At 43.4% G+C, this 23,098-nt stretch carries 16 protein-coding genes and 3 tRNA genes; 8 read left to right on the top strand and 11 right to left on the bottom strand.

What is annotated here, in order from left to right:
- Positions 1–15 precede the first annotated feature (15 nt).
- From CPIN_RS28005 to CPIN_RS38775, 7 genes are all read right to left on the bottom strand, one after another.
- A complete protein-coding gene (locus tag CPIN_RS28005) occupies positions 16–711 on the bottom strand; it encodes a DUF2334 domain-containing protein (protein ID WP_044219875.1) in 696 nt (231 codons plus the stop codon).
- Entirely contained in the window at positions 692–1,603 is a 912-nt protein-coding gene (locus CPIN_RS28000) for a glycosyltransferase family 2 protein (protein WP_012793248.1), read from the bottom strand. Before CPIN_RS28000 ends, CPIN_RS28005 begins: the two co-directional genes overlap by 20 nt.
- Complete coding sequence (locus CPIN_RS27995; protein ID WP_012793247.1) at positions 1,600–2,694, bottom strand: glycosyltransferase family protein; 1,095 nt, start codon at positions 2,692–2,694, stop codon at positions 1,600–1,602. Before CPIN_RS27995 ends, CPIN_RS28000 begins: the two co-directional genes overlap by 4 nt.
- Positions 2,691–4,283, bottom strand: a complete 1,593-nt coding sequence (locus CPIN_RS27990) for a hypothetical protein (protein WP_012793246.1) — start codon at positions 4,281–4,283, stop codon at positions 2,691–2,693. The genes CPIN_RS27995 and CPIN_RS27990 overlap by 4 nt, the downstream gene beginning before the upstream one ends.
- Before the next feature lie 1,118 nt (positions 4,284–5,401).
- Positions 5,402–5,484, bottom strand: a tRNA-Leu gene (locus tag CPIN_RS27980).
- 11 nt (positions 5,485–5,495) lie between these two features.
- Positions 5,496–5,581: transfer RNA gene (locus CPIN_RS38780), tRNA-Ser, on the bottom strand.
- Between the two features lie 6 nt (positions 5,582–5,587).
- Positions 5,588–5,671, bottom strand: a tRNA-Leu gene (locus tag CPIN_RS38775).
- A 440-nt stretch (positions 5,672–6,111) separates the two neighbouring features.
- Here CPIN_RS38775 and CPIN_RS27975 point away from each other — a divergent pair.
- Entirely contained in the window at positions 6,112–6,870 is a 759-nt protein-coding gene (locus tag CPIN_RS27975) for an SDR family NAD(P)-dependent oxidoreductase (protein ID WP_012793244.1), read from the top strand.
- Between the two features lie 263 nt (positions 6,871–7,133).
- Here CPIN_RS27975 and CPIN_RS27970 read toward each other — a convergent pair whose 3' ends face one another.
- From CPIN_RS27970 to CPIN_RS27955, 4 genes are all read right to left on the bottom strand, one after another.
- The gene (locus CPIN_RS27970; RefSeq protein ID WP_012793243.1) at positions 7,134–7,907 is read right to left on the bottom strand and encodes a DUF4262 domain-containing protein; all 774 of its coding nucleotides are present in this window, start codon (positions 7,905–7,907) and stop codon (positions 7,134–7,136) included.
- Between the two features lie 76 nt (positions 7,908–7,983).
- Entirely contained in the window at positions 7,984–8,310 is a 327-nt protein-coding gene (locus tag CPIN_RS27965; protein ID WP_012793242.1) for a hypothetical protein, read from the bottom strand.
- Positions 8,300–8,704, bottom strand: a complete 405-nt coding sequence (locus CPIN_RS27960; protein WP_012793241.1) for a DUF4267 domain-containing protein — start codon at positions 8,702–8,704, stop codon at positions 8,300–8,302. Before CPIN_RS27960 ends, CPIN_RS27965 begins: the two co-directional genes overlap by 11 nt.
- 65 nt (positions 8,705–8,769) lie before the next feature.
- Positions 8,770–9,384, bottom strand: coding sequence for a Crp/Fnr family transcriptional regulator (locus tag CPIN_RS27955; RefSeq protein ID WP_012793240.1), 615 nt, complete (start codon positions 9,382–9,384; stop codon positions 8,770–8,772).
- 430 nt (positions 9,385–9,814) lie between these two features.
- On the opposite strand from CPIN_RS27955, the gene CPIN_RS27950 reads away from it, so the two are divergent.
- From CPIN_RS27950 to CPIN_RS27920, 7 genes are read left to right on the top strand one after another with little or no spacing between them, the layout of a single operon-like run.
- Complete coding sequence (locus tag CPIN_RS27950) at positions 9,815–12,907, top strand: SusC/RagA family TonB-linked outer membrane protein (protein ID WP_044222684.1); 3,093 nt, start codon at positions 9,815–9,817, stop codon at positions 12,905–12,907.
- A 20-nt stretch (positions 12,908–12,927) separates the two neighbouring features.
- Entirely contained in the window at positions 12,928–14,490 is a 1,563-nt protein-coding gene (locus CPIN_RS27945; protein WP_012793238.1) for a RagB/SusD family nutrient uptake outer membrane protein, read from the top strand.
- 60 nt (positions 14,491–14,550) lie between these two features.
- Positions 14,551–16,551 (top strand): alpha-galactosidase, encoded by a 2,001-nt coding sequence (locus CPIN_RS27940; RefSeq protein WP_012793237.1) that lies wholly within the window; start codon positions 14,551–14,553, stop codon positions 16,549–16,551.
- A gap of 22 nt (positions 16,552–16,573) precedes the next feature.
- On the top strand, positions 16,574–18,754 hold the full coding sequence (locus CPIN_RS27935; RefSeq protein ID WP_012793236.1) for an alpha-galactosidase: 2,181 nt from the start codon (positions 16,574–16,576) through the stop codon (positions 18,752–18,754).
- A 38-nt stretch (positions 18,755–18,792) separates the two neighbouring features.
- A complete protein-coding gene (locus CPIN_RS27930; RefSeq protein ID WP_044222677.1) occupies positions 18,793–19,812 on the top strand; it encodes a substrate-binding domain-containing protein in 1,020 nt (339 codons plus the stop codon).
- A 4-nt stretch (positions 19,813–19,816) separates the two neighbouring features.
- Positions 19,817–21,415, top strand: a complete 1,599-nt coding sequence (locus tag CPIN_RS27925; protein WP_012793234.1) for a solute:sodium symporter family transporter — start codon at positions 19,817–19,819, stop codon at positions 21,413–21,415.
- A gap of 57 nt (positions 21,416–21,472) precedes the next feature.
- A complete protein-coding gene (locus CPIN_RS27920) occupies positions 21,473–23,095 on the top strand; it encodes an alpha-amylase family protein (protein ID WP_012793233.1) in 1,623 nt (540 codons plus the stop codon).
- Positions 23,096–23,098: the final 3 nt, after the last annotated feature.

Genomic DNA, 23,098 nt, shown 5'->3' with positions numbered 1-23,098 from the left:
TCTATTAATTAAACATCAATAAAAAAGGTTTTTGATCAAGGCGAAAGAAAAACCATTTTTCTCCAGCTGTTTTAGGCGAGAGGCGAGATCGTAAAAGAGGTCTACAGATTCTAACTCCTTTGCATGGAGTACTATCCCTATCAAATCCTTAGTACTTTTATTGATGTCGTTTATTATATCTTGGGGGGGGCGTTGAAGCCTGAAGCCATCAATCTTTCTGCTCGTATCAATGTCAAATAATATCGTACGGACTTCTGGGCTATAACCCAATAATGAAAGTGACATTGGGGATGCTAACAGGATATTTATGCCTACCAACTTTAATGCCTGCAAGGTAGTTTGGCTTTGAGCTTCCCAGGGTGCTGTGAATGCCATAGTCAAATAATCCCCAAAGTATTTTCTTAATATCAGATTGCCCGAAAGAATATCATTATATTCTTCGGCTAAAGACCTGGAAAAACCGAACTCAAATTTCTTTTGTTGGCCAGTTCTGTGATAGCTGACATGCTTATATCCGTGCTGTACGATTTCAGCATATTCGGGATATTCAGAAACCATTTTTTTTATATGTTCAGCCCTCTCATACGTTAACCAATCTGGTACAACTTGATATGAAACTGGGATTTTTAAGGTTAAGAAACTATTCATAACCATATATGATTGCCAATCATTGCCGCCAACGTCATCCAGCCTAATAATTATTTTTTTCATAAAACCTGAGAGTCCCTTTATTTATAAAATTGATTAGTCCCTTGATTAAATGTTCATACCACGTTAATTTTATCGTTTCGGTATTGGTGAGGGAAAATTTTGTCAGATCGGGGTATCGTTTTTGCAATAGGATTTGGTATTTAGGAGTCTTTACGCTTAGAATAGCTAACCTCTTAAATGAATTGTCGTGATCGTGGGAGATAATCATATTGGGATTATAAATGATAGCATGGCCACGTTTCAACATTCGGAATGCAAGTTCTTTATCGTATTGGATTATATAATTGATGTCAAATCCGCCTAGATTTTCAAATAGTTCTCTGCTCATAGCGCAGTTGCCGGCTGAAAGATGTGTAGACAAATGTTTTACATTTCCCAAGTTTCCTAAATGAAAAAAGTTGTTGATCTCTTTTGAATACTCATCCGATGTAAAAATTTTATGGCGGTGGTCATATGTTTTTTGTCTCATAAGGGGCAGTACCGAAGAAAATAGAGACTGACTTCTCAGAGAATTTAGTTTCCCGCACCATATAATCTTACCAACCTGTGCCAAAGTCGTTGAATTGTTATCAAATTCGTTAAGCAGACAATCAATCCAAGAGGAATCAATATAACTATCGTCATCAAGAAAAGCGATATAGTCATCAGTTATATGGCTGGCTCCATAATTCCTTTTGTAGATAGAACTCTTCCCATCAACTTTCAGAAAATTTAATTTGTTGGAAAATGTCTGACTGAAGTGTGCCATTGGAACATCTGTAGAATAGTTATAGACAACAATAACTTTTGTCAATCTGACAGTATCTTGTTCCGCGATACATCTTAGACATTTTTCCAGAAAATTTCTTCTATTTAATGTGGGAATAACTATTGAGATTGTCGTTGTAGTCACGATTGAAGCTTTTTTTCAAATATAATTTTCAGCTCATCCAATCCGTCACGGTCATGATAAAGTAGGGAAGATCCTTTTATATTTTCGCGGTATACCTCGATATTCTCCAAAAATAGGCGTACAGATTCGCTGTTGATGTCAGTGGCTTTTATGCCAAAACCGTTTTTGTCTATAACATTTGCGCAACATTGTTGGTCATAGGTATCAAACGGAATGATATAGCAAGGGATATTCAGGTACATTAATTCAGAAATCAATGTATGTCCAGCATTGCAGATAGCTGCTGATGCAATTGACAGCGCTTGTTCGAAATTGCTCGCATTGTATTTTGAAAAAGAAACATTTGAAGACTTTCTTTCTTCTAGTTTATTGTTGAAGATTAAAAATTGAAACTGGCTAAATTCCGACAAAACCGACGCAATGTGGCTCAAGTCGAATTTATCAGACTCATAGGGAGAGAAGTATCCAACAATTAGATTTTCATAAATTTTTTGCAGCACTCTTATGGATGGTCTTATTATAGGAGGTATTATTTTTACACTAAAATCGGGGTCGACGGTTTTGTCAATCTTATAAAATGACGTAGCTATGCGCAGTTGGGCCTTTGGGACAAAAAAACGTAGCCTTTTTTTTTCTTCACTTGCGGAAAATCCATCGATATCTTCAAAATTATAGCCGAGAAACTTACTTTGTTGATCGAGGGTTATTAATTCGCAGTTATAGTAATAGGAGAATTGTACTGAAGCAAATTCGAAGTCGCTTATTACCAGATCTGGCCCTCCGCTAAATAGTTCCTGTACCCGACCATAGGCATCAAATCTTTTTTTTAGGTTATCCCAAGTATTTCTTTCTGCCCGCGATGACTTTAGAAAGTCTATTCCGTCGGGACCACCCTCAGTCCATATAACGGAAACATCGAAAACCTCAATGCCATTGAATCGATCTTTGTAAAACTTCAGACTTTGGTCAAAACAAAATAGAATGATCTCACAACCTTTTTCTATAAAATATTCAATAATTGGGAGTTGACGTAGAGAATGTCCTAATCCTGCGCCGCAAATCCCGATAAGGATTTTTTTATTTTCTTTCATACGAGCGACATGTCAATTTCTTTTATAATATAGGTGTTTATCTTTTTGAATTCTTTTCCAGTGAAGTAGACTTCATCAAACTGTATCAGAAGCTTTTCGATACCTTCTTGGTTCTCATACTTTGGATAATCGCTCCAATAGTACCATTGTCCACCGGGGAAAGCGAGTCTATTAACGAACTTTACAAATAGGTTTTCTTTTCTTTTCGAAAGTTTACCAACATATTTCATTATAAACACGTCATGGACTTGCTCCGCCTGGCGATTCCGCATATACTTTCCGTGTTTCAGTTTAATTTCTGCCACTAGCTTTGAATTACCTTTTGTTTCTAATATATCTGACTTAACCTGTTCCTCAAATATCTCACCTAAATGATAGTATGGAATATTTTCATCAGTTAAAAAGTAGCCATAGACACGTCCGAATAACCTTTCGTAAGCATCAAAACAATCATTGTGTAATTCGTATATTTTCCCTGACCTTCCTTTCACTAACCAATGAATACGGCCAGCTAAGGGAGCGTTCCACCAACTTAATTTATAAGGCTGCCAACACAATCCGTTGACCGGGAAGATTAGGATTAATAAAGAAATAAAAAAGCTTTTTATACCGAAATAGGAGTCGTCCAGTTGGGGAATTATTGTAAGCAAAGTAAACAAAACCAGAATATTCTCAAAAAAGAATATTCCGGAAAAAACGAATACTGATAGTTGGAATAACAATACCGAAAGGGTGATATAAATTGCCAAATGTCCATCCAACATAATAAACAGCGTACTACATTCAACCATAACTGCAGCTGTCTTCAGGTAAATAGTATATCCATCTAATCGACTTATAAAATTTATGACCTTTTTTTCAGGAAGAAACCTGCACCATCCCCAGATGTAGGCTGATGAAAGAAGATACTGTAATTGATCATTCTTAATCCATGAATACCATTTTTTTCCTATGCGTACTTTTCCTATACCCGGAATTAAATAATGTGAAAAGACTATTGAAAATAAAAGGATTACGTAGCTATTTGAACATAAAATGTTTATCGAATATTCTGGAAGGACCAGATTTGATAAACTAAATGATATCATAAAAGATATCTGACACATCATAATTCGCGAAACTAATTGTGAGTGATGTAGCCATCCATTGAAGAAAAAAATATGCTGAAACAAAACTAATGGTAATAAAAATGGATGTGAAATTGATAAGGCGACCGTAACAAGTAAAAATGCTTTCCATTTGATAAGTGTCTTTTTCCTTATAATTAGGTTTTTATAACTTACTGCCTTCCAACATACGATTATAAAAAGCATATGGTTTATTTTCGCCACAATAAAGGGGTAATCTCTGCTAGGGCCGAAGGTTGTTAGTAGGAAGATTGAAATGGAAATAGTCGAAGGTAAAAGAAGAGTATTCCCAAACCTTTTTCCGAGGACTCTTTCCAACTTTAGTCTTCGGTTAAAAAACACATCATTTTCATTAAACACCGAATCCAGCTTACTGTTTGGTATTCCAAAAATTAATCTGCCAATTGCAGCTATGAATATCAGGCATATGATAATAAATAATATTTGTGCTAATGCTTTCAATGATTACTGATCTTATATTTTCCTCAAATTTTAAGTAAGCGATTAAAAGGGAAGACACATTATAAGTAATTTTATATCCATTACCCCGGAATGATGGAGTTAATGTTTATTACTTTAGCACTCACTTTCATCTTATGAATGATTCCTGTAAATCACATACAGGAAAAGTTTAAAAATTCCTATTGCCCATACAATCCAATGAAAAAAAACTATGGAAAACAAAAGTGCAGCAATTACATATGCACCGTTGGGCGAAAATAACTGGTCGAGAATATGGGATCGAATCTGAATAGGGATGAACGAATAAAGCAGGTGTATAAGATAGCGGTAATTAAACTTAGCTCGTTATTAAGCGAGCTTTTACTAATTGGCCTGGTACTTGTAGTACGGCTTGCGATTCTTTTTGGGACAAATTGCATAAGGAGTATTTAACCTGAACCGGATTAAGAATATATTCATCGAATAAATATAGCCGTAATGAGTATATGAAAAGATCCTCCATCAATAGAAAAATATGGGTATATATTAGAGAGCCCGCTGGTTTTTGGGGTGATCAACATGAGTTGAATTTAAGATCAATTTTTTATTATACCAATTTTTTGTTTAAATTGATACAGTTGCGCTTTATATTTCTCACGCTGTTAGCGATGGCTTTTGTAGATTGTATGTTTATTATTGTGATGGTGTTCCAGCAAGACTCTCTGAATATTTTATTTATGGCATAGAAGCATTTTGTTTCTTTGCTTACATTAATTTAATTTTCCCAGCACTAACTGCTAGTTTCTATTCGTTGGTTCAATAATTGATATCATTTGCATTATTTTATTGCTTCCCGCTATTTTGTATTTGTTGACATTTATGATGTTCTCCAGACATCGGATGTATACATTATTAAAGATTCTGCAGACATAAACAGATTTTATGTAACAGTATTTTATACTTCACATCAGCGCTCATTTGTTATTTAATGCGCAAAATATGCTGCTGGTTTAAAATGGCCCGCCACTGGTGAAAAGAAAATAGTCGAGATGTTTTAAAGCTATATTATATCCATAATGGGTTGAAATGGAGGTAGAAGGTAAAGGAACAAACCACTATCTGCCTATCCTCCATAAAAGTTCTCCTGGCGGGACTCGAACCCGCACACCATAAAGGCAAGGGATTTTGAATCCCTTTTGTATACCAATTCCATCACAGGAGAATAAAACAAAGCGGAGGACAAGGGAATCGAACCCTCACCGGTATCACCGGAACATCTTAGCAGGATGCCGCAACAAACCAACATTTGCCTATCCTCCAAACAGTCCTCCCAGCGAGACTCGAACTCGCACGCCGATAACGGCAAGGGGTTTTAAATCCCTCTTGTATACCAATTTCATCATGGGAGGAAATATGTTTAATTAACTATAACATAGATGAATACACGTAGTTTTTAACATGAGAAATCCTTTTACGGAATATGCATTTCGTATTATTTTATAAAACCTTTATCAGTCCCGGAAGCAGCCCTTGTGAGAGTGGTTAACGATACACAGGGGCAAAAGAAAAACGCCTCCTGGATTGATCCAGGAGGCGTTTAAATAGCTTTGTATTTAAAACATTATAAGCCCTCCCGGTTACTCCATGAGTAACTGGATAACGAACGGCTATATAATGTACTTGTTTTCATGACAGCAAAGCTAGGAAGTATTTTATGAAACAACAAAATATTTCATAAGAAAATTTTTAAATCAGTTATTTGAAATTTGCAAATGATGGATTGATACACGCAAACAGCGCACCTCCTTCCTGTGCTAATTTTGTGATAACAAAACAAAAAGAATCAGCGATGAGCACATTAAAAATTGCAATAGTAACCGGCGGTAGCCGTGGTATCGGAAGAAATACAGTACTCAGCCTTTCAAGACAGGGTGTTCAGTCAATTTTTACTTATAATGGCAGCAAGGACAAAGCAGAAGAGGTCGTAAAAGAAGCAGCGGAAGCAGGTGTAAAAGCAATTGCCTTACACCTGGATACCGGAAAGATCGGCACATTTGATCAGTTTGTGAAAGAGGTACAGGAGGCACTGAAAACATTAGGTGCAGAGCGGTTTGATTACCTGGTCAATAATGCAGGTACTTCACATCATAACACTATTGAAAAAACAACAGAAGAAGAACTGGATACATTGTATAATGTACACTTTAAAGGCGTCTTCTTTCTTACACAGAAATTATTGCCGGTTATAAATGATGGCGGCAGGATCATTAACATTTCTTCTGGTCTTACGCGTGTCAGTGTACCGCAGAGCGGTCCTTACGCGGCTATGAAAGGCGCGGTTGAAGTACTGACCCGTTATATGGCGAAAGAGTTTGGTCCACGGAAGATTACGGTGAATACGGTTGCTCCGGGAGCTGTTCAGACTGACTTCAGCGGGGGCGTAGTAAGAGATAATCCGGAAGTGAACAAAATGGTATCCAGTATGACTGCGCTGGGTCGTCCTGGTGTACCGGATGATCTTGGTCCGATGATCGCATCTTTGTTATCGGATAACAATCGGTGGGTAAACGGACAGCGGATTGAAGTAGCAGGTGGTATGGTATTGTAACGATATATGGCCCTTCCTCAGCGGAGGGCTTTCTTTTTATGCTGTTAAAGACAGTGCGCTGTTTAAAGCTTCGCTATCGGGTGAATATTTACCTATTTCCCAGGACCAAAATGAGCGTTATATAAGGGTTAAAATGTACTCATCCTACGTTAATGCTCCGTTTTTTTGGTAGCATTAGCGTAGGATGAGTATAGTCAGACTATTATGTAAAAGCGTTACTGAAAGATACTGAAAAGAAGGCAATATCAAGCAATCTGTAAAGACTATATATCCTCTTCCTCGTCATCTTCTGAAGCCTCATACGGCGCATATTCCCAATCATCTTCCCTGCTTTCCCGCCATGCTTTGTACCCTCTCGGAAGACCAAAGACACGATTGATACTCGGGTCCAGTTTGGTCATCCTTTCCAACGCTACCAGTATGACATCTTCTATCTGGTAATCATCGTGTGTATGAAATTCCCAGTCTCCGTCATGGCCATGATAGATTTTTAGTACCGGCATTCCTTCAAATGCCTGTTTCATTACAAATACGGCCAGGTTTTTCTTTTCAGGAAATTTAAAATCCATGTTCCTGTCCAGTAAGGGTTGCAGGAATTGCCAGTCTGGATTGAAGCTTTCTTCCCAGGGAAAATGATGTTGCTTGTCGGGCCATACAAACTGTAACAAGGGAAAATCAAAATTACCATTGAACCAACCCGCATAACCTACATAATCACGATAACTGGCTTTGTTGACTTCCAGGAACTGAATGTAATAATCAACCAGGAATGTTGCATACAATTTGCCAGTAACGAATGAACCGCCTTCCCTGATAATATCTGCTGCATCATTGAGTAGCCCTGCCATCGTTTTTACCGGCAGGCCAAAACAGATGATCTCCGGTTGTCCGAAAGTCTTATACAAGCCTATGGTATAGGCGAAGGAAGGCAGGTGGTCTTCCGCTTCCAGCATGGCGATGTGACAACCATACTTTTCTACGTCGTGCAGGATTTTCTCTTCTGCTTCCCGGTCATGTTGCGCGTGATCTGTCGTCATATGTATTATTCAACTGTTTGGAGCATCACATTATCCTGACTAATATACGGCGAAAAATGCAGCATATTATCGCTGTCTATACCTTTACTACGGCGATCAGGGCTGCCAGTATCACAAGACCGAAGACAGTTTTGTACACCTTCTCCGGCATCGTCCTTCCGCTGTAGATGCCTATCAGCAGGGAACAGATCAGAAAGCAGCTCAGCTTGGGCAATATCTTGTAATAATTTAATGCAGGATACTTTAATGCTACCAGCAAACCGCTCGTGACTAATAACACGATGCCAATTATTCTTGTCAGGTTATTGGTTCGTTTTTCTGGCTGCGGATAGAGGAGTAGCAGTTGTCCGGCAAAGGTCAGAAATGCCAGGAAGTGTATGAGCAGCACAATATTAAATAGCATGACTGTTGCGTTTTGGAGCATTGAAGAAATAGTATATACCCAGTAATATAACAATGATCACTGCAATGATATGAGGAATCAGCTTTGCATACTCGGGTGCAGGTTGCTGATAGACGATCATAAAATCGGTCAGCGGTACGATCACTACTGACAGCAGCGTCAGCCCTAATGCCCGGTATTCTTTAGTCAGCAGGAGCAGTAGTACAATGACACCGGAGAAAATATCCCTGATACCTTTAATATAATGGAAGGCATGATTGTCAGCATCGACATGTATGCCAAAGGCGTGTTCTGCACTGACAGGCACAAAGAAAAAGCGTGCGCCGATAAAGATAATGCCGATACCGGTGAGTGCTGCCAGCCAGCCGGCCATGTGTTTAATCGTTGTATGCAATGTGTTTGAATTTTTATGACACAAAGCTCCGGCGATTAAAAGACGATTTCGTGCACCTGGGTTAATTAATTGCCGGCAAGACGTTTTCTGATACGGCTGAGTGATTGTGGTTTGATACCTACGAAGGAGGCAATATGATACTGTGAGATCTGCTGTAAGAGGTCTTTATGTTCGTTGACAAACTTTTCGTACCTGCTTTCCGGTGAATCTGTATAAAATGAATTCCTGTCTTTCAGCGTCTGAATAAATACCTGTTCTATGACCAGTCTGCCGAGACGATCGCCATAACGCACCTGTTCATAAAGCAGCAAAAGATCATCATAGGAAATCGTTAGTAATACACAATCCTCAAGTGCCTGTATGATCTGTGCAGAAGGCTTTTGCGGTACGAAGCTTTCATAGTTACAGGCAAAATTGTAGGGCTTTGCAAAGCTATAGGTCTTTTCCTCACCATCATCATTGATGTAATAACGCATAAAGCCACTGATCACAAATGCTGCCTGGCGACAGATTTCATTCTCTGCCAGAAAAAAGGACCCTTTTTTATAGTGTTTTTCTTTGAACAGCTGACATACTATTGCTTCTTCCGCCTCACTAAGTGGTATCAGTGACCTGATAGCGGCTAATAAGGGTGCATGTATAGCAGTAGTTATATGCTGTTCCGGGTTTTTACGTTTCACAAGTCTGGTATTTGCCTGGTCTGTTATGCTTACAAGATAGTTTGAAGAGGGGATAGGCCGCCGCGAGCTATCTGTCAGGTGAAGATACAAAAACAGGTCTTCTCCTGTATCCTTGCGGCATTAACATCATTTAAATCTGTTGCCCCCTTACTATTTAAAAAAATAAAGTTTGAATATTCCAAACTAACCCTATATTTGTTGAGTAGACCAGAATAGAACAAACCAACTAGAGTCTATAAGTCGTATCTGATTATCAATTGTTTATAGTATGATCGACATGGCTTTATAGTCAGGGGACAAGTTCGGAATCGCAAATTTCACGTTAATAGGGGAATGCCAATTAGCTTTTATACCTGTCATTAAAAAGAATCTTTACAAACACTTTATGCTTCACGTTATGCATGTAAAAAATGCTTCTAAGAGGCTATGGATGCTCCTGTCCTTCATAGCTATGCTGACCGGCGCCATGCCTGCCTTTGCCCAGAGTGGCAAAATCTCCGGGACCGTCACGGACATTCAAGGACAAGCGCTTCCCGGTGTATCGGTGAAGCTGACCGGCACCAAAACCGGTACTGTCACGGACCTGAATGGTGCTTTCTCGCTGAATGCTACTGAAAAAGGTACGCTGGAATTCAGTTTCCTGGGATTTGAAATACAAACGGTCGTTTTTTCCGGCTCGCAGCCGATCAAAGTCAAACTACAACAGGCGACAGCCAATGTGGATGAAGTGGTCGTAGTGGGCGCCAGCATGAAAAAGTCTGATCTGACTGGTTCAGTGGCTACAGTAGATTCAAAGAAACTGCTGGAGCGTCCTGCTACCAACATCAACCAGGCGTTACAGGGTAATGCTGCCGGCGTATTCGTAAGTAATGGTACCCGTCCTAGCGACGATGCTACCATCCGGGTACGTGGTATCAATACGATCAACGCTGGTTCTTCTCCTATCTACGTTGTGGATGGTGTCATCATGGAAAACAACCAGGGTGGCTTTAACTCCGTAAACGTGAATGACGTTGCTTCCGTACAGGTACTGAAAGACGCTTCTGCTACCGCATTATACGGTTCCCGTGGTGCAAACGGCGTTGTGGTGATCACCACCAAGAAAGGTCAGCGCAGAGGTGGAGACGGTCTTGTGACCTACGATGCCTGGGCTGGCGTGTCTGACTTTACCCGCATTCCTAAAACGATGAATGCACAGCAGCTGTTCGATCTGCGTATCGACGCTTATGCGAATGGTTATATGAAGGATAATCCGAACGCTAATCGCCAGGATTATATCGATAATACCCTGATGAAGACAAACATCGCTTTCTCTAATCAGGAGTTCGATACGCATAACAAAAACCAAAGCTTTAACTGGCTCGACCAGGTAACCCGTACGGGCTTTCAGCAGAACCATGCTTTGAGCTTCTCTGGTGGATCTGACCGTGGTATCTTCTATCTCAGCCTTGGTTACGCAGGTGTTAAAGGTGTGGTAGAAAATACTGACCAGAAAAAATATACCGGCCGTTTCAATGCCGAATACAATATCAAGAAATGGTTAAAAGTAGGTACCAACACCGGCTTTACCCGTCTAAATGATGGTATGCCATCTGATGATGTATATGGTAAAGCACTGAACGGTAACCCGCTGCTGGACTATGCGCCTTACCGCGATCCGGCTACCCGTTTTACTTACGACTACCTCACACTTTATTACCGTTCACATGGTGAGCAGAACAACAACGATTTCAACCCGTTCAACTCTCTGTTAATGCAGCGCGATCGTACGCGTAGCCGTGTAACTACTGCTAACTATGTAGACATCTCTCCTATAAAAGGTCTGAACTTCCGTTCCAGCTATTCCCTGGATTACGGTGCACAGGACTGGTTTGAATTCACACCACATAACATCCAGGAAGCGATCCGTCACTACAATGGTGATGCGCGCGCTAAACATGAAAGATGGAGCGATACTTACTGGCAGTGGGATAACACCCTGACATATAATACCATGTTGGGAACTGACCATAAACTGACAGCGTTGGTGGGTACCAGCTCCAGCAAACGTTCTTCTAACTATTCCAAAGCACAGGGCGACCGTTTTGCAAGTGATGATCTGGGTTATTATGACCTGGGTGGCGCTGCTGCACTGGAAAAAGCAGTACTCGGTTCTGACTTCTATGCTTACAGTCTGATGTCTTTCATCGGTCGCGTAAACTATAGCTATAAAGATAAATATCACCTGACGGCTACTGCCCGTTATGATGGTTCTTCCCGTTTCGCTGCAGGCAACCGCTGGGGTATCTTCCCGTCTATGTCCGCTGCATGGGATATCATCAAGGAAGATTTCATGAAAGACGTGCCGGTATTCACACAGTTGAAACTGCGTGCAGGTTATGGTGTGGTTGGTAACCAGGATATCGGTAACTACGCCTTCCAGACACTGTACGGTTCCAAGATCGATAACGGTAATGCACTGATTGCAAATGATGGTCGTCGTGGTAATCCGAATATTACCTGGGAAAAACAGAAACAGACCAACCTGGGGCTGGATATGGGCTTCCTGAAATCAAGATTGACTGTCACTGCCGACTTCTTCTACATCAATAACGACAACCTGTTACTGGACCGTTCCCTGGCATTTACTACTGGTTATAGCAAACAGTGGGAAAACGTAGGACGTGTAAATAACAAGGGTATGGAGTTCGCTGTAAATGGTGAAGTGATCCAGACGAAAAACTTCAACTGGAACGTATCGGCTAACATCTCTTTCGACAAGAACAAAGTGACCCGTCTGTATGGTAATGCTACAGAGATCTATAATCTCTATGAAAACTCCATCCAACGTGAAGGCAACATCTTCCTGGGTCAGTCTATCCATAGCATCTACACCCTGAAATCTGGTGGTATTGCACAGGAATCTAACCGTCGTGACTGGGAAAATATCAATTACAATGGTAAGACGGTTAATCCGGGCGACCTCTTTGCAAAAGACATCTCTGGTCCTAACGGTGTACCTGATGGTATAGTAGACCTGACCTATGACAGAACCGTCGTAGCGAAAACAGATCCTAAATTTTATGGTGGTTTCTCTACCAACCTCGGTTACAAAGCATTCTCCGTGAGCGCAATGTTCACTTACTCTTACGGCGCTAAAAAGATCAGCAGTTACTATGAAGGTCTGGCGAACAGTATCGGTGAGAGCATGGCATCTGTAGACCTGCTGAACCGCTGGACGCCAACGAATACCAATACAACTGTTCCACGTGTGATCGGCAATACCAGCTACAACCGTTTTAATCCGTCCGATCTGGACTACGCTGTCCAGAACGCTTCATTCCTGCGTCTGTCTGCACTCACGCTGTCTTACACACTGCCTGAGAAAATGCTGAGCAGCTGGAAAATGAACAACCTGCGTCTGTATGCAACTGGTTCTAACCTGTTCTGTATCACAAAGTACAAGGGTATGGATCCGGAAACCGGCGACTACGGTTACCCTCCGGTGAAAATGTATGTATTAGGATTGAATGTAGGTTTCTAAACTTCAACTGCTAGATTATTATGAAAAGCACTATAAAATGGACGCTGGCTGCAGGTATTGCAATGTTTTCAGCTTCCTGCAGCAATTTCCTCGATGAAAAGAGTCTGACCAGACTGGATGAAGGCCAGGTATACTCTGACGTAAATCTCGTTGAAACAAGTCTTAAAGGTATTTACGCTAACTGGAAGGGTATCCGTACAGATGAGCAGGGGCTCATCCCGATGATGGGTACCGATGAAACACAGCAGGGCGCTTTACAGATGAAAAGTGATGCGAGCAAAGGTGGCCTGGATCGTTTTGACGGTAACCTGAACTCTTCACAGGGACATATCACTAATCAGTGGAACATCCGCTGGCCAATGGTGACTGAGGCGGCTAAAATTGTAAAAGGTCTTGGCGCCAATCCGGTAGAATCAGGTTCCCGCGAGGCTAAATTACTGGGTGAAGCTTCTTTTATACGTGGCTTCCTCGATTTTCAACTGGCGATGTACTGGGGTGAAATTCCTATCTCTGATCCTGACCGTGCCAGTGAAATCGGTGGTCACCGTCAGCCGTTAAAAGATGTATGGGCATTTATCATTGCTGATTTGCAACGTGCGGCGGACAACTGTCCTAAGACCAACGATCCGGGACGTGCTACTTCCGGTGCTGCCTGGATGATGCTGGGTAAGGCGTATATGTCGGCGCCGGTAAGTACTGGTCTGCGCGACTTCGCCAAAGCGGCTGCCTGCTTTGAAAAGATGATGGGTGATTATTCCCTGGTCCCTTACAAGAACCTGTTTGATTATGCTACGCCAAACACGGCTGAGGCAGTACTGGAATTCCAGTTTAGTCCGGTGTATCCAAACAACAATAAAATACAGTTCCAGATTGGTTCCCGTGCAGTACAGGCTTTCTTTGGCGATGGTTGCTACTACTCTGGTTATGATAAACTGGTGCCTACCCATTACGCTTACTCTTCTGTAGATAGCGGTGGTGTATGGGAACCTGGTGATCAGCGTCGTTTTGAAGCGATCCGTTACGATTTCACTTATTATGGTGAAGTGCCGAATCTGGATCCGCTTAAATGGGAAGACCTGGGTAATGACTATGATGAATTGCTGCCACACGTGAAAAAATATGAAGACTTCCGTACTGATAAGCATACCGAAAACAAGATTAATAACATGTGGAACTCCGGTAAAAATATTCCGGTGCTTCGCCTGGCGGATGCTAAATTAAGCTATGCAGAATGTCTGAATGAGCTGAACCGTGGTGCAGAAGCTATTATTGTAGTGAATGAAGTAAGAGCACGTGCATGGGGCGGCGTACTGCCGGAGGACAAAAAATGGAAAGCTATGTCACAGGATGCGTTCCGTACCGCTATCCTGGACGAGCGTATGCGCGAGCTTTTCGCAGAAGACTGGCGCCGTATTGACCTGATCCGTACAGGCAAATACGTGGAATTAGTAAAAGCACGTAACAAATGGACCAAACAATCTGGTACCATACAGGAATTCAACACTTTATTCCCGATTCCGGATACGGAAATGAAACTGAACCCGGATATTACTCCGGCAGATCAGAATCCAGGTTATCGTTAATCATTATTTTTAAAGAAGCAGGCCGTTGCAGGTAGCAGCTGGCCTGCTTTTAATATTATTATGAGAAATATATCACGGATTACGCCGCTGTTGATGTTTGCGGTGATCATGCTAATCTCGGGCGCCTTACAGGCAGGCACACCGACCGACTGGAAAATAGTATATGAAAAAACCAGTAAGACGCTGCGTCTCAAGAGAGCAGCCGGTAATGTGGATCTCCTCCAGTATGCTTCCTTTAAATGGAATGGCCAGCTGATCACCACCAAAGACTACGCGCGCAACACAATCGTAGTGAAGCCACTGAATGACGCTTTCGGAAAAGGCTCACTGTTACAGGTCACTTATTATGCTGAGAAATTACCAACACTGGTACAATCTTTTTATCAGTACGCAGGCAAAGATTACCTGCTGACTGACTTTACTTTACAAGCGCGGTCCGGCAGCATAGCGTCCAATTATATGGCGCCGGTAAATCTGGAAGACATGACCCAGGTATTGGGTACAGGTGACAGACGTGCACTTTTTATTCCGTTTGACAATGACAAATGGATCCGCTTTCAGTCCCATCCGCTGGACTTTACTTCCTTAACCAGCTATGAAGCAACCGCTGTTTTCAACGGTAATTCCCGTCAGGGACTTGTAGTCGGTTCTGTGGAACACGATTTCTGGAAATCAGCTGTTATCATGAACAAAGCCGAAGACGGGTCTACCTACACACTGACCTGCTACGGTGGCGCTGCTGATTCTACCACCCGCGACCTGATACCACATGGTGCAAAGGAAGGTCGCCTGATCCGTTCTCCTAAAGTAATGCTGGGCGTATTCACCGACTGGCGTAATGGCATGGATGCTTATGGTGCTGCGAATGCAGTTATCGCTCCGCCAAGAGCCTGGAAGAAAGCAATGCCGATGGGCTGGAACAGCTGGGGCGTATTACAGTTCAATATCAGCTATGAGAAAGCACTGGAAGTATCTGATTTCTTCCACCAAAATCTCCAGCCACAACACTTTGTGAATAAAGATAACGAAGTAGTGATCGGACTGGATTCAGGCTGGGATCGTTTCAGCGAAGAACAACTGAAGGACTTTGTAAAACACTGTAAGGCCAATGGCCAGATGGCAGGTATCTACTGGACGCCGTTCACTGACTGGGGTAAAAGCCCGGACAGAAGCATCAAAGAAGCACCTGAATATAAATTCAAAGATGTTTATCTTTATGCGAATGGTCAGCCGCAAGACCTTGACGGCGCCTATGCTATAGACCCTACTCATCCTGCCATCGAGCAGCGTATGAAAAAGGTGGCTGACCTGTTCCATCGTTGTGGTTTCCAGTATGTGAAGGTTGACTTTATGGCGCATGGGGCGATCAATGCAGATAAGTGGTACAATCCCCAGGTGAAATCCGGTATCGCAGCTTACAATTATGGTATGCAGCTGCTGGATAAATACTTTGGCGATATGTACATCAACCTGTCCATTGCACCGATATTCCCTGCCCAGTATGCACAGTCCCGTCGTATCGCCTGTGATGCCTGGAATAAGATAAAGGACACAGAATACACCCTGAATGCTGTTTCTTACGGATGGTGGATCAATAAGATCTATCAGTTCAATGATGCTGACCACGTTGTGCTCCAGCAGGCATCAGAAGGAGAGAACCGAGCCCGCGTGACCTCTGCCGTGATCACCGGTTTATTTATTGCCGGCGATGATTTCAGTAAAGAAGGTAGTGAAGAAGGAAAAACAAAAGCGAAGCAATTCTTAACCAATGCCGAAGTGAATGCTGCTGCCATGGGCCACAGTTTCCGTCCGGTGGAAGGAACCGGTGAACGTTCCGAAAACCAGTTTGTGCTGACTGATGCAAAGGGCAACACCTATTATGCCGTTTTCAACTATACAGAAGAGCCACGTAGTATACAACTGCCACTGGAGAGACTGGGCCTGAACCCTGCTAAACAGTATGGCGTACGTAACCTCTGGTCACATGCTGATGTCGATGCCACCAGCACACTGACGATTCCGGCCAAAGACGTTCTTTTTTTGAAAATCAATAGCAAATAAAGCAGATTAATAACTTGTATCCATGAGCAGAAAGATATTATCCATTTTGTTTTTCCTGGTTGTTATAACCCTTTCCGCACATGCGGAGACGATCCACATTGCCACTAAAGAGACAGAACTGGTATTACAGACCGCACAAAACGGACGGCTGTTTCAATTGTATCTCGGCCCCCGTCTGGCCGTTGCGGATGACTACAATCATCTGACCGCCAATATGAAGGGAAAGAGCGATGGACAGGCATGGGAAGCCTATCCTGTATCCGGCACAGAAACCTATTTCGAACCTGCGTTCGGTATCCGTCATAATGATGGTAACCAGGCTACCGTGCTGAAATATGTTTCTCATACTACAAAGAAAGTTTCTGACGATGTGACCGAAACGGTTATTACACTGAAAGACGATCTGTATCCTGTACAGGTGAAACTCTTCTATCGCACATTTGCAAAGGATAATATCATTGAATCCTGGACTGAGATCAGCCACAACGAAAAGAAAGCAGTCAGCATCAATAACTATGCTTCTTCCATGTTATACTGGAAACGCAGTCAGTACTTCCTGACTGAATTCAGCGGAGACTGGGCGAAAGAAGTAAATATGACCACTACACCGCTGGCTTTCGGTAAAAAAATGGTTGATTCCAAACTGGGTTCCAGGGCAAACCTGCACGTATCTCCGTTCTTTACGGTAGGTCTGGGGGATACTCCGCGTGAAAACGACGGACAGGTACTGATGGGTACCCTGGCATGGACCGGTAATTTCCGCTTTACATTCGAAGTAGATAATGAGCACAACCTGCGCGTGATCTCAGGTATCAACCCATTCGCTTCTGAGTATACCCTGGATCCGGGCAAGGTATTTACCACGCCTTCTTTCATCTTTACGCTGAGCAATCAGGGTACTGGTAAAGGTAGCCGCGACCTGCAGCGCTGGGCGCGTAATTACCGTTTGAAAGATGGTAACGGCGATCGTATGACCCTGCTGAATAACTGGGAGTCAACCGGTTTTGACTTTAATGAAGAGAAACTGAAAAGCCTGATCGAAGAAACCAAATACCTGGGAGCGGACATGTTCCTGCTGGACGATGGATGGTTTGCCAATAAATATCCCCGTCATAGCGATACACAGGGGCTGGGTGACTGGGCGCCTACTGCCAATAAACTGCCAAACGGAATACCTGCCCTGGTAAAAGCAGCCAAAGCAACCGGTGTGAAATTCGGTATCTGGATCGAGCCTGAGATGGTGAGTGCGAAGAGCGAACTCTTTGAGAAACATCCTGACTGGGTGATCATGCTGCCTAACCGTGAGCGTTACTATTTCCGTAATCAGCTGGTACTGGACCTGAGCAATCCGGCAGTACAGGAGCACGTATTCAACGTCGTAGATCACCTGATGACAGAGAATCCTGATCTGGCTTATATGAAATGGGATTGTAACAGTCCGATCACCAATATCTATTCTCCTTATCTGAAGGAAAAACAAGGTAACCTTTACATAGAGTATGTACGCGGTTTATACAAAGTACTGGACCGTATCAGAGGTAAATATCCCACTCTGCCGATGATGCTCTGTTCCGGTGGTGGAGGCCGAACAGACTATGAAGGACTGCGTTATTTCACTGAATTCTGGCCAAGCGATAATACCGATCCGGTAGAACGCTTATATATTCAGTGGGGTTATTCGCAGTTCTTCCCGGCAAAATCCATGGCAGCGCACGTCACCAGCTGGAACCATGATGCGAGCATCAAATTCCGTGTAGATGTTGCCATGCAGTGTAAACTGGGCTTCGATATCAATATAAAGGAGTTGCGTGCTGAAGAACAGACGTTCTGTAAAGAAGCGGTGGCAAACTACGACAGACTGAAAAACATCAACTACGATGGCGACCAGTACAGACTGGTATCTCCTTACGATGGTAACCACTCGGCTGTCATGTATGTGAGCCAGTCGAAGAAACAGGCACTGGTATATGCATATGATATCTTCCCCCGTTACTCCGAGATCCTGCAGCCGGTACAATGCCAGGGACTGAATCCTGCCGCGAAATACCGTGTAAAGGAAATCAACCTCATGTCGGGTAATAACCCAGCAGATGCATTCAACGGAAAGGTATATTCCGGAGATTACCTGATGAAAATCGGACTGGATTTATTTACTTCGACTAAATTGCATAGCCGCATACTGGAACTGGAAGTTGTAGAATAATGGCGAGACGTGCTAAATGCATAAACAACTATGAAGTGATGAAGACAATTTTTGAAAAGATACAGGAGCTGGATGAGGTACCTTCTTATTCCAAGCATGAGCGCTTTGTCGAGGGCATTGTCAATGCGATCAATGACAGGATCATCTGTGTGGGAGACGCACTGCCTTCGGTAAATTCGATGATCTCCGGGCTGGGGTTTGCCAGGGAAACGGTGATCAAGGGTTACCGCGAACTGCAGAACCGTGGTCTGATTGAGGCCAAGAACCGCCTGGGTTACTTTGTTGCTGACGATAATACCAAGCAATCGCTGAAGGTAGCGCTGCTGATGTATACGATCGATACTTTCCAGGAACAGTTTTACCGTAGCTTCCGCAACGAACTCGGTGCTGGCGTTCACCTGGACGTGTTTTTTCACCACGGGAACATTGAGGTGTTTGAGACCATGTTCTCGTTGGTGAAGAACAGACATTACGGCATGTACGTCATTTCTCCTATTCATCATCCCCGTACCAGGGAACTGCTGAATACCATCCCGCGGCAGAAATTGCTCATGTTTGACCGTTATGAACCGCTGGAAGGAGATTTCAATTATGTGGTACAGGAATTTGAACAATCTTCCTATCATATCTTTGAAGAACTGGCCGATGTGATTAAGCAATTTGATAAGATGGTCTTCTTTCATAATCCGGATTCATTGTTTCCTCCGGAAATTGTCAGATCTTTCCGGAACTTCACGCAGGAGCACGGGATCAAAGGAGAGGTGCTACGTGAATATGAACCCGGCTCAGTAGAAAAAGGCGTAGTGTATTATGTGAACGAGAACGCTGAGTTGTGGAACCTGTTAAGGGATTGCAATGCAAGAAAAATAGAACCGGGAAAGGATATAGGTATTCTTTCCCATAATGACGAGCCGGTAAAAGAGCTTGTCGGCAATGGTATCACGACCTACTCGGTCAGTTTCAGTGAGATGGGTAAAAGGGCGGCTCAGGCAGTCCTCAGCCGGGAACCGGTGCACCAGGTGCTGCCCACCAACCTGATCCGACGTAACTCTCTATGATAATATGAATGTTGGGGCTTTACTGAGTTTTCTGCTGGTAACCATCTTTGTGGCGTTGATTTCCTGGTATAAAACCCGGAGAGAAAACCTGCAGACTGCCGCGGGCCTCTTTTTTGCCAACCGTAACCTGGGTTTCCTCGTTGTCGGTGGCGCCCTGTTCTTTACAAATATCAGCGCAGTACAGTTTATTGGTGAGAATGAGCTTGTCTATACCAATAACATGAGCGTCATGGCCTGGGGGCTATCCTCGGTATTTGCCATGTTGCTGGTATCCGAGTTCATTATGCCGGTTTACCTGCGCAGCGGTATCTCTACAACACCTGATTTTCTTGAAGAAAGATATGACACCGGCACGAAGCGATTCGTGTCGGTGATCTTCCTTGTCAGCTATATTGTCAATATGCTGCCTTCTGTACTGTACAGTGGCGCTATTTCCTTTAACGGCTTATTCCGGGTATCAGAAACCCTGCATATCGATTACTGGGTCACGATCTGGATACTGGTATGGCTGATCGGGTTTATTGGCTGTCTGTATACGATCCTCGGAGGATTAAAAGCCGTGGCTATCTCAGATACTGTATTGGGAGTGGGGATGTTTGCAGGGGGGATTTTACTGCCTTATGCCGCCCTGAAATACCTGGGACATGGTTCCGCAGGCACAGGGCTGGATATACTATTAGCTTCCCGCAGGGACCATTTTAATGCGATTGGCGGTCCGCAGGATGCCGTTCCTTTTCCTACTATCTTCACCGGTATGTTCCTGGTGAACCTCTATTACTGGGGTACGGAGCAATATATTGTACAACAGGCGCTGGCCTCCCGTAGTCTGGCGGAAAGCCAGAAGGGGATTGCCGTCGCCAGTGTGGGCAAGATCATTTCCCCGCTGCTGCTGAATATACCTGGTCTGATTGCGGTATTGCTGTACCCTCACCTGACGAATACGGCGGAAGTCTTTCCTAAGATTGTCAGCGATGTCTGTTCCCCGATGCTGACCGGCTTTATTGCTGCTATCACTTTTGGGGCTGCCCTGACCACTTTTAATGCAGGTTTGAACAGTACCAGCACCCTGTTTGTACTGAACCTCTATAAGCCCTTTAAAGCCTGGCGACAGGAAGCAGTGAGCGAGCGTCAGCTGGTACGCGTCAGCCGGCGTTTTGAATTACTGGTCTGTTTACTGGCCATGATCATCGCGCCTTTTATCGTTTTCGCACAGCAGGGACTATATACTTATATCCAGATGGTCAGCGGTCTTTTCAGTGTGCCTATTTTTACCATCCTGTTCCTGGGATTGGTCCATAAGCGGATGCCGGCCATTGCGGCAAAGATGGGACTGACCTTCTTTATCCTTACCTATTCTATTGCACAGTTTGTCGTGGATACGGGTCTGCATTTCCTGCATGTGCTGTCGATCTTGTTTGTGGCGACGGTACTACTTATGTTAGGAGTAGCGGCTATTGCGCCCCGTAAGGAGCCTTTTGTACAGCAATGGAATAATGTAGTAGATCTGCAACCATGGAAACAAAGACATATTTATACTGTGTTGCTGTTATTGGCAATGGTGGCCTTGTTTGTGATTTTCTCCCCCCTTGGATTAGCAAAATAATCCACCCGCATAGCTTAGGCATTGCTTTTGTTCTCTGGTCCGTCAAAGCTTGTATATATGATGGACGATCTCTGGTACAAAAACTCAGTTATTTATAGCCTTGATCTTGAAACTTTCATGGATGGGAATAATGACGGCACGGGCGATTTTGCCGGTCTTTGTGATCGTCTGGACTATTTACACGCTATGGGAGTCGATACTGTATGGCTGGCGCCCTTTCAGCCTACTCCGAATAAAGATAATGGTTATGACATTCAGGATTATTACGGTGTAGATCCCCGGCATGGTTCCAGTGGCGATTTTGTGGATTTTATGCACAGAGCTGACAAGTTAGGCATCAAAGTGATCATTGACCTGGTTGTCAATCATACTTCAGATAAACACCCCTGGTTTGTGATGGCCCGATCATCAAAGGATAATCCTAAACGTGACTGGTATGTATGGTCAGATAAGAAGCCATCTGACTGGGACGAAGGAATGGTTTTCCCTGGTGTTCAGAAGTCTACATGGACACTGGATAAGGAGAGCCGTACTTATTATTTTCATCGGTTTCATGAGTTTGAACCGGACCTTAATACAGATAATCCTGCTGTAAGGGAGGAGATCACCCGTATTATGGGATACTGGTTACAGCTTGGAGTAGCTGGTTTCCGTGTTGACGCTGTTCCATTTATCCTGGAATCGCCGGCGCCAGGCGGGAAGAAGCCTAAAATGAACTTTGATTATCTGAAAGAAATGCGTCGTTTTCTTCAATGGAGAAAAGGGGATGCCGTACTGTTGGGAGAGGCGAATGTGCTTCCTAAAGACAGTATGAAATACTTTGGTGAAAACAGTGATGGTATACACCTGATGTTCAACTTTTTTGTCAATCAGTACCTGTTTTACGCATTGGCCACCTGTAAAACGACGCCGCTGATCAAGGCGTTGGAGCAGACAAGGTTGACATCATCTACACCACAGTGGGCACATTTTCTGCGTAACCATGACGAACTGGACCTGGGGAGACTGTCTGAAAAGGAAAGGAATGAAGTTTTCCAGCGCTTTGCACCTGAAGAGGATATGCAATTATATTTCAGAGGTATCCGCCGTAGACTGGGTCCTATGTTGGGTAGCAGGCAGCAGAACGAACTGGCTTACAGTGTCATGTTTTCCTTACCCGGCACACCGGTACTCCGCTATGGAGATGAAATAGGAATGGGTGATAATCTGGCATTGGATGACCGGAACAGCGTCAGAACACCGATGCAATGGTCGGCGGAGTACCAGGCGGGTTTTTCAAAGGCAGATAAATTACTGCATCCGGTGATTGACGACGGTTATTATTCATACGTGCATATTAATGTGGAAGCGCAGCGCAGAGACGCAGGCTCTATGTTGAACTGGATGACGTCAATGATAAGATTAAGGAGGGAGTGTCCGGAGATTGGGAACGGAGAATGGCAGATCATAGAAACGGGTTATGACCATATATTAGGGATGTATTATAAATGGAAAAACCGCCGCTTGTTTATCTGGCATAATTTCAGCGAAAAGCCACAGGAACTGGTGTTTATGGCAAAGGAGGCAGGTACCCGCAGATTGGTTGATCTGATGGACAATATTGAAAGTATAGAAGATGAAAAAGGCCGGCATACCATTACCCTGGAAGCTTATGGCTATCGTTGGTTCAGGGCTGGCTGACAA

The organism is Chitinophaga pinensis DSM 2588 (assembly GCF_000024005.1).
GTDB classification, from domain to species: domain Bacteria; phylum Bacteroidota; class Bacteroidia; order Chitinophagales; family Chitinophagaceae; genus Chitinophaga; species Chitinophaga pinensis.
Note: the sequence above shows the minus strand (reverse complement) of the source record. Positions and strands in the feature narration are given on the sequence as shown.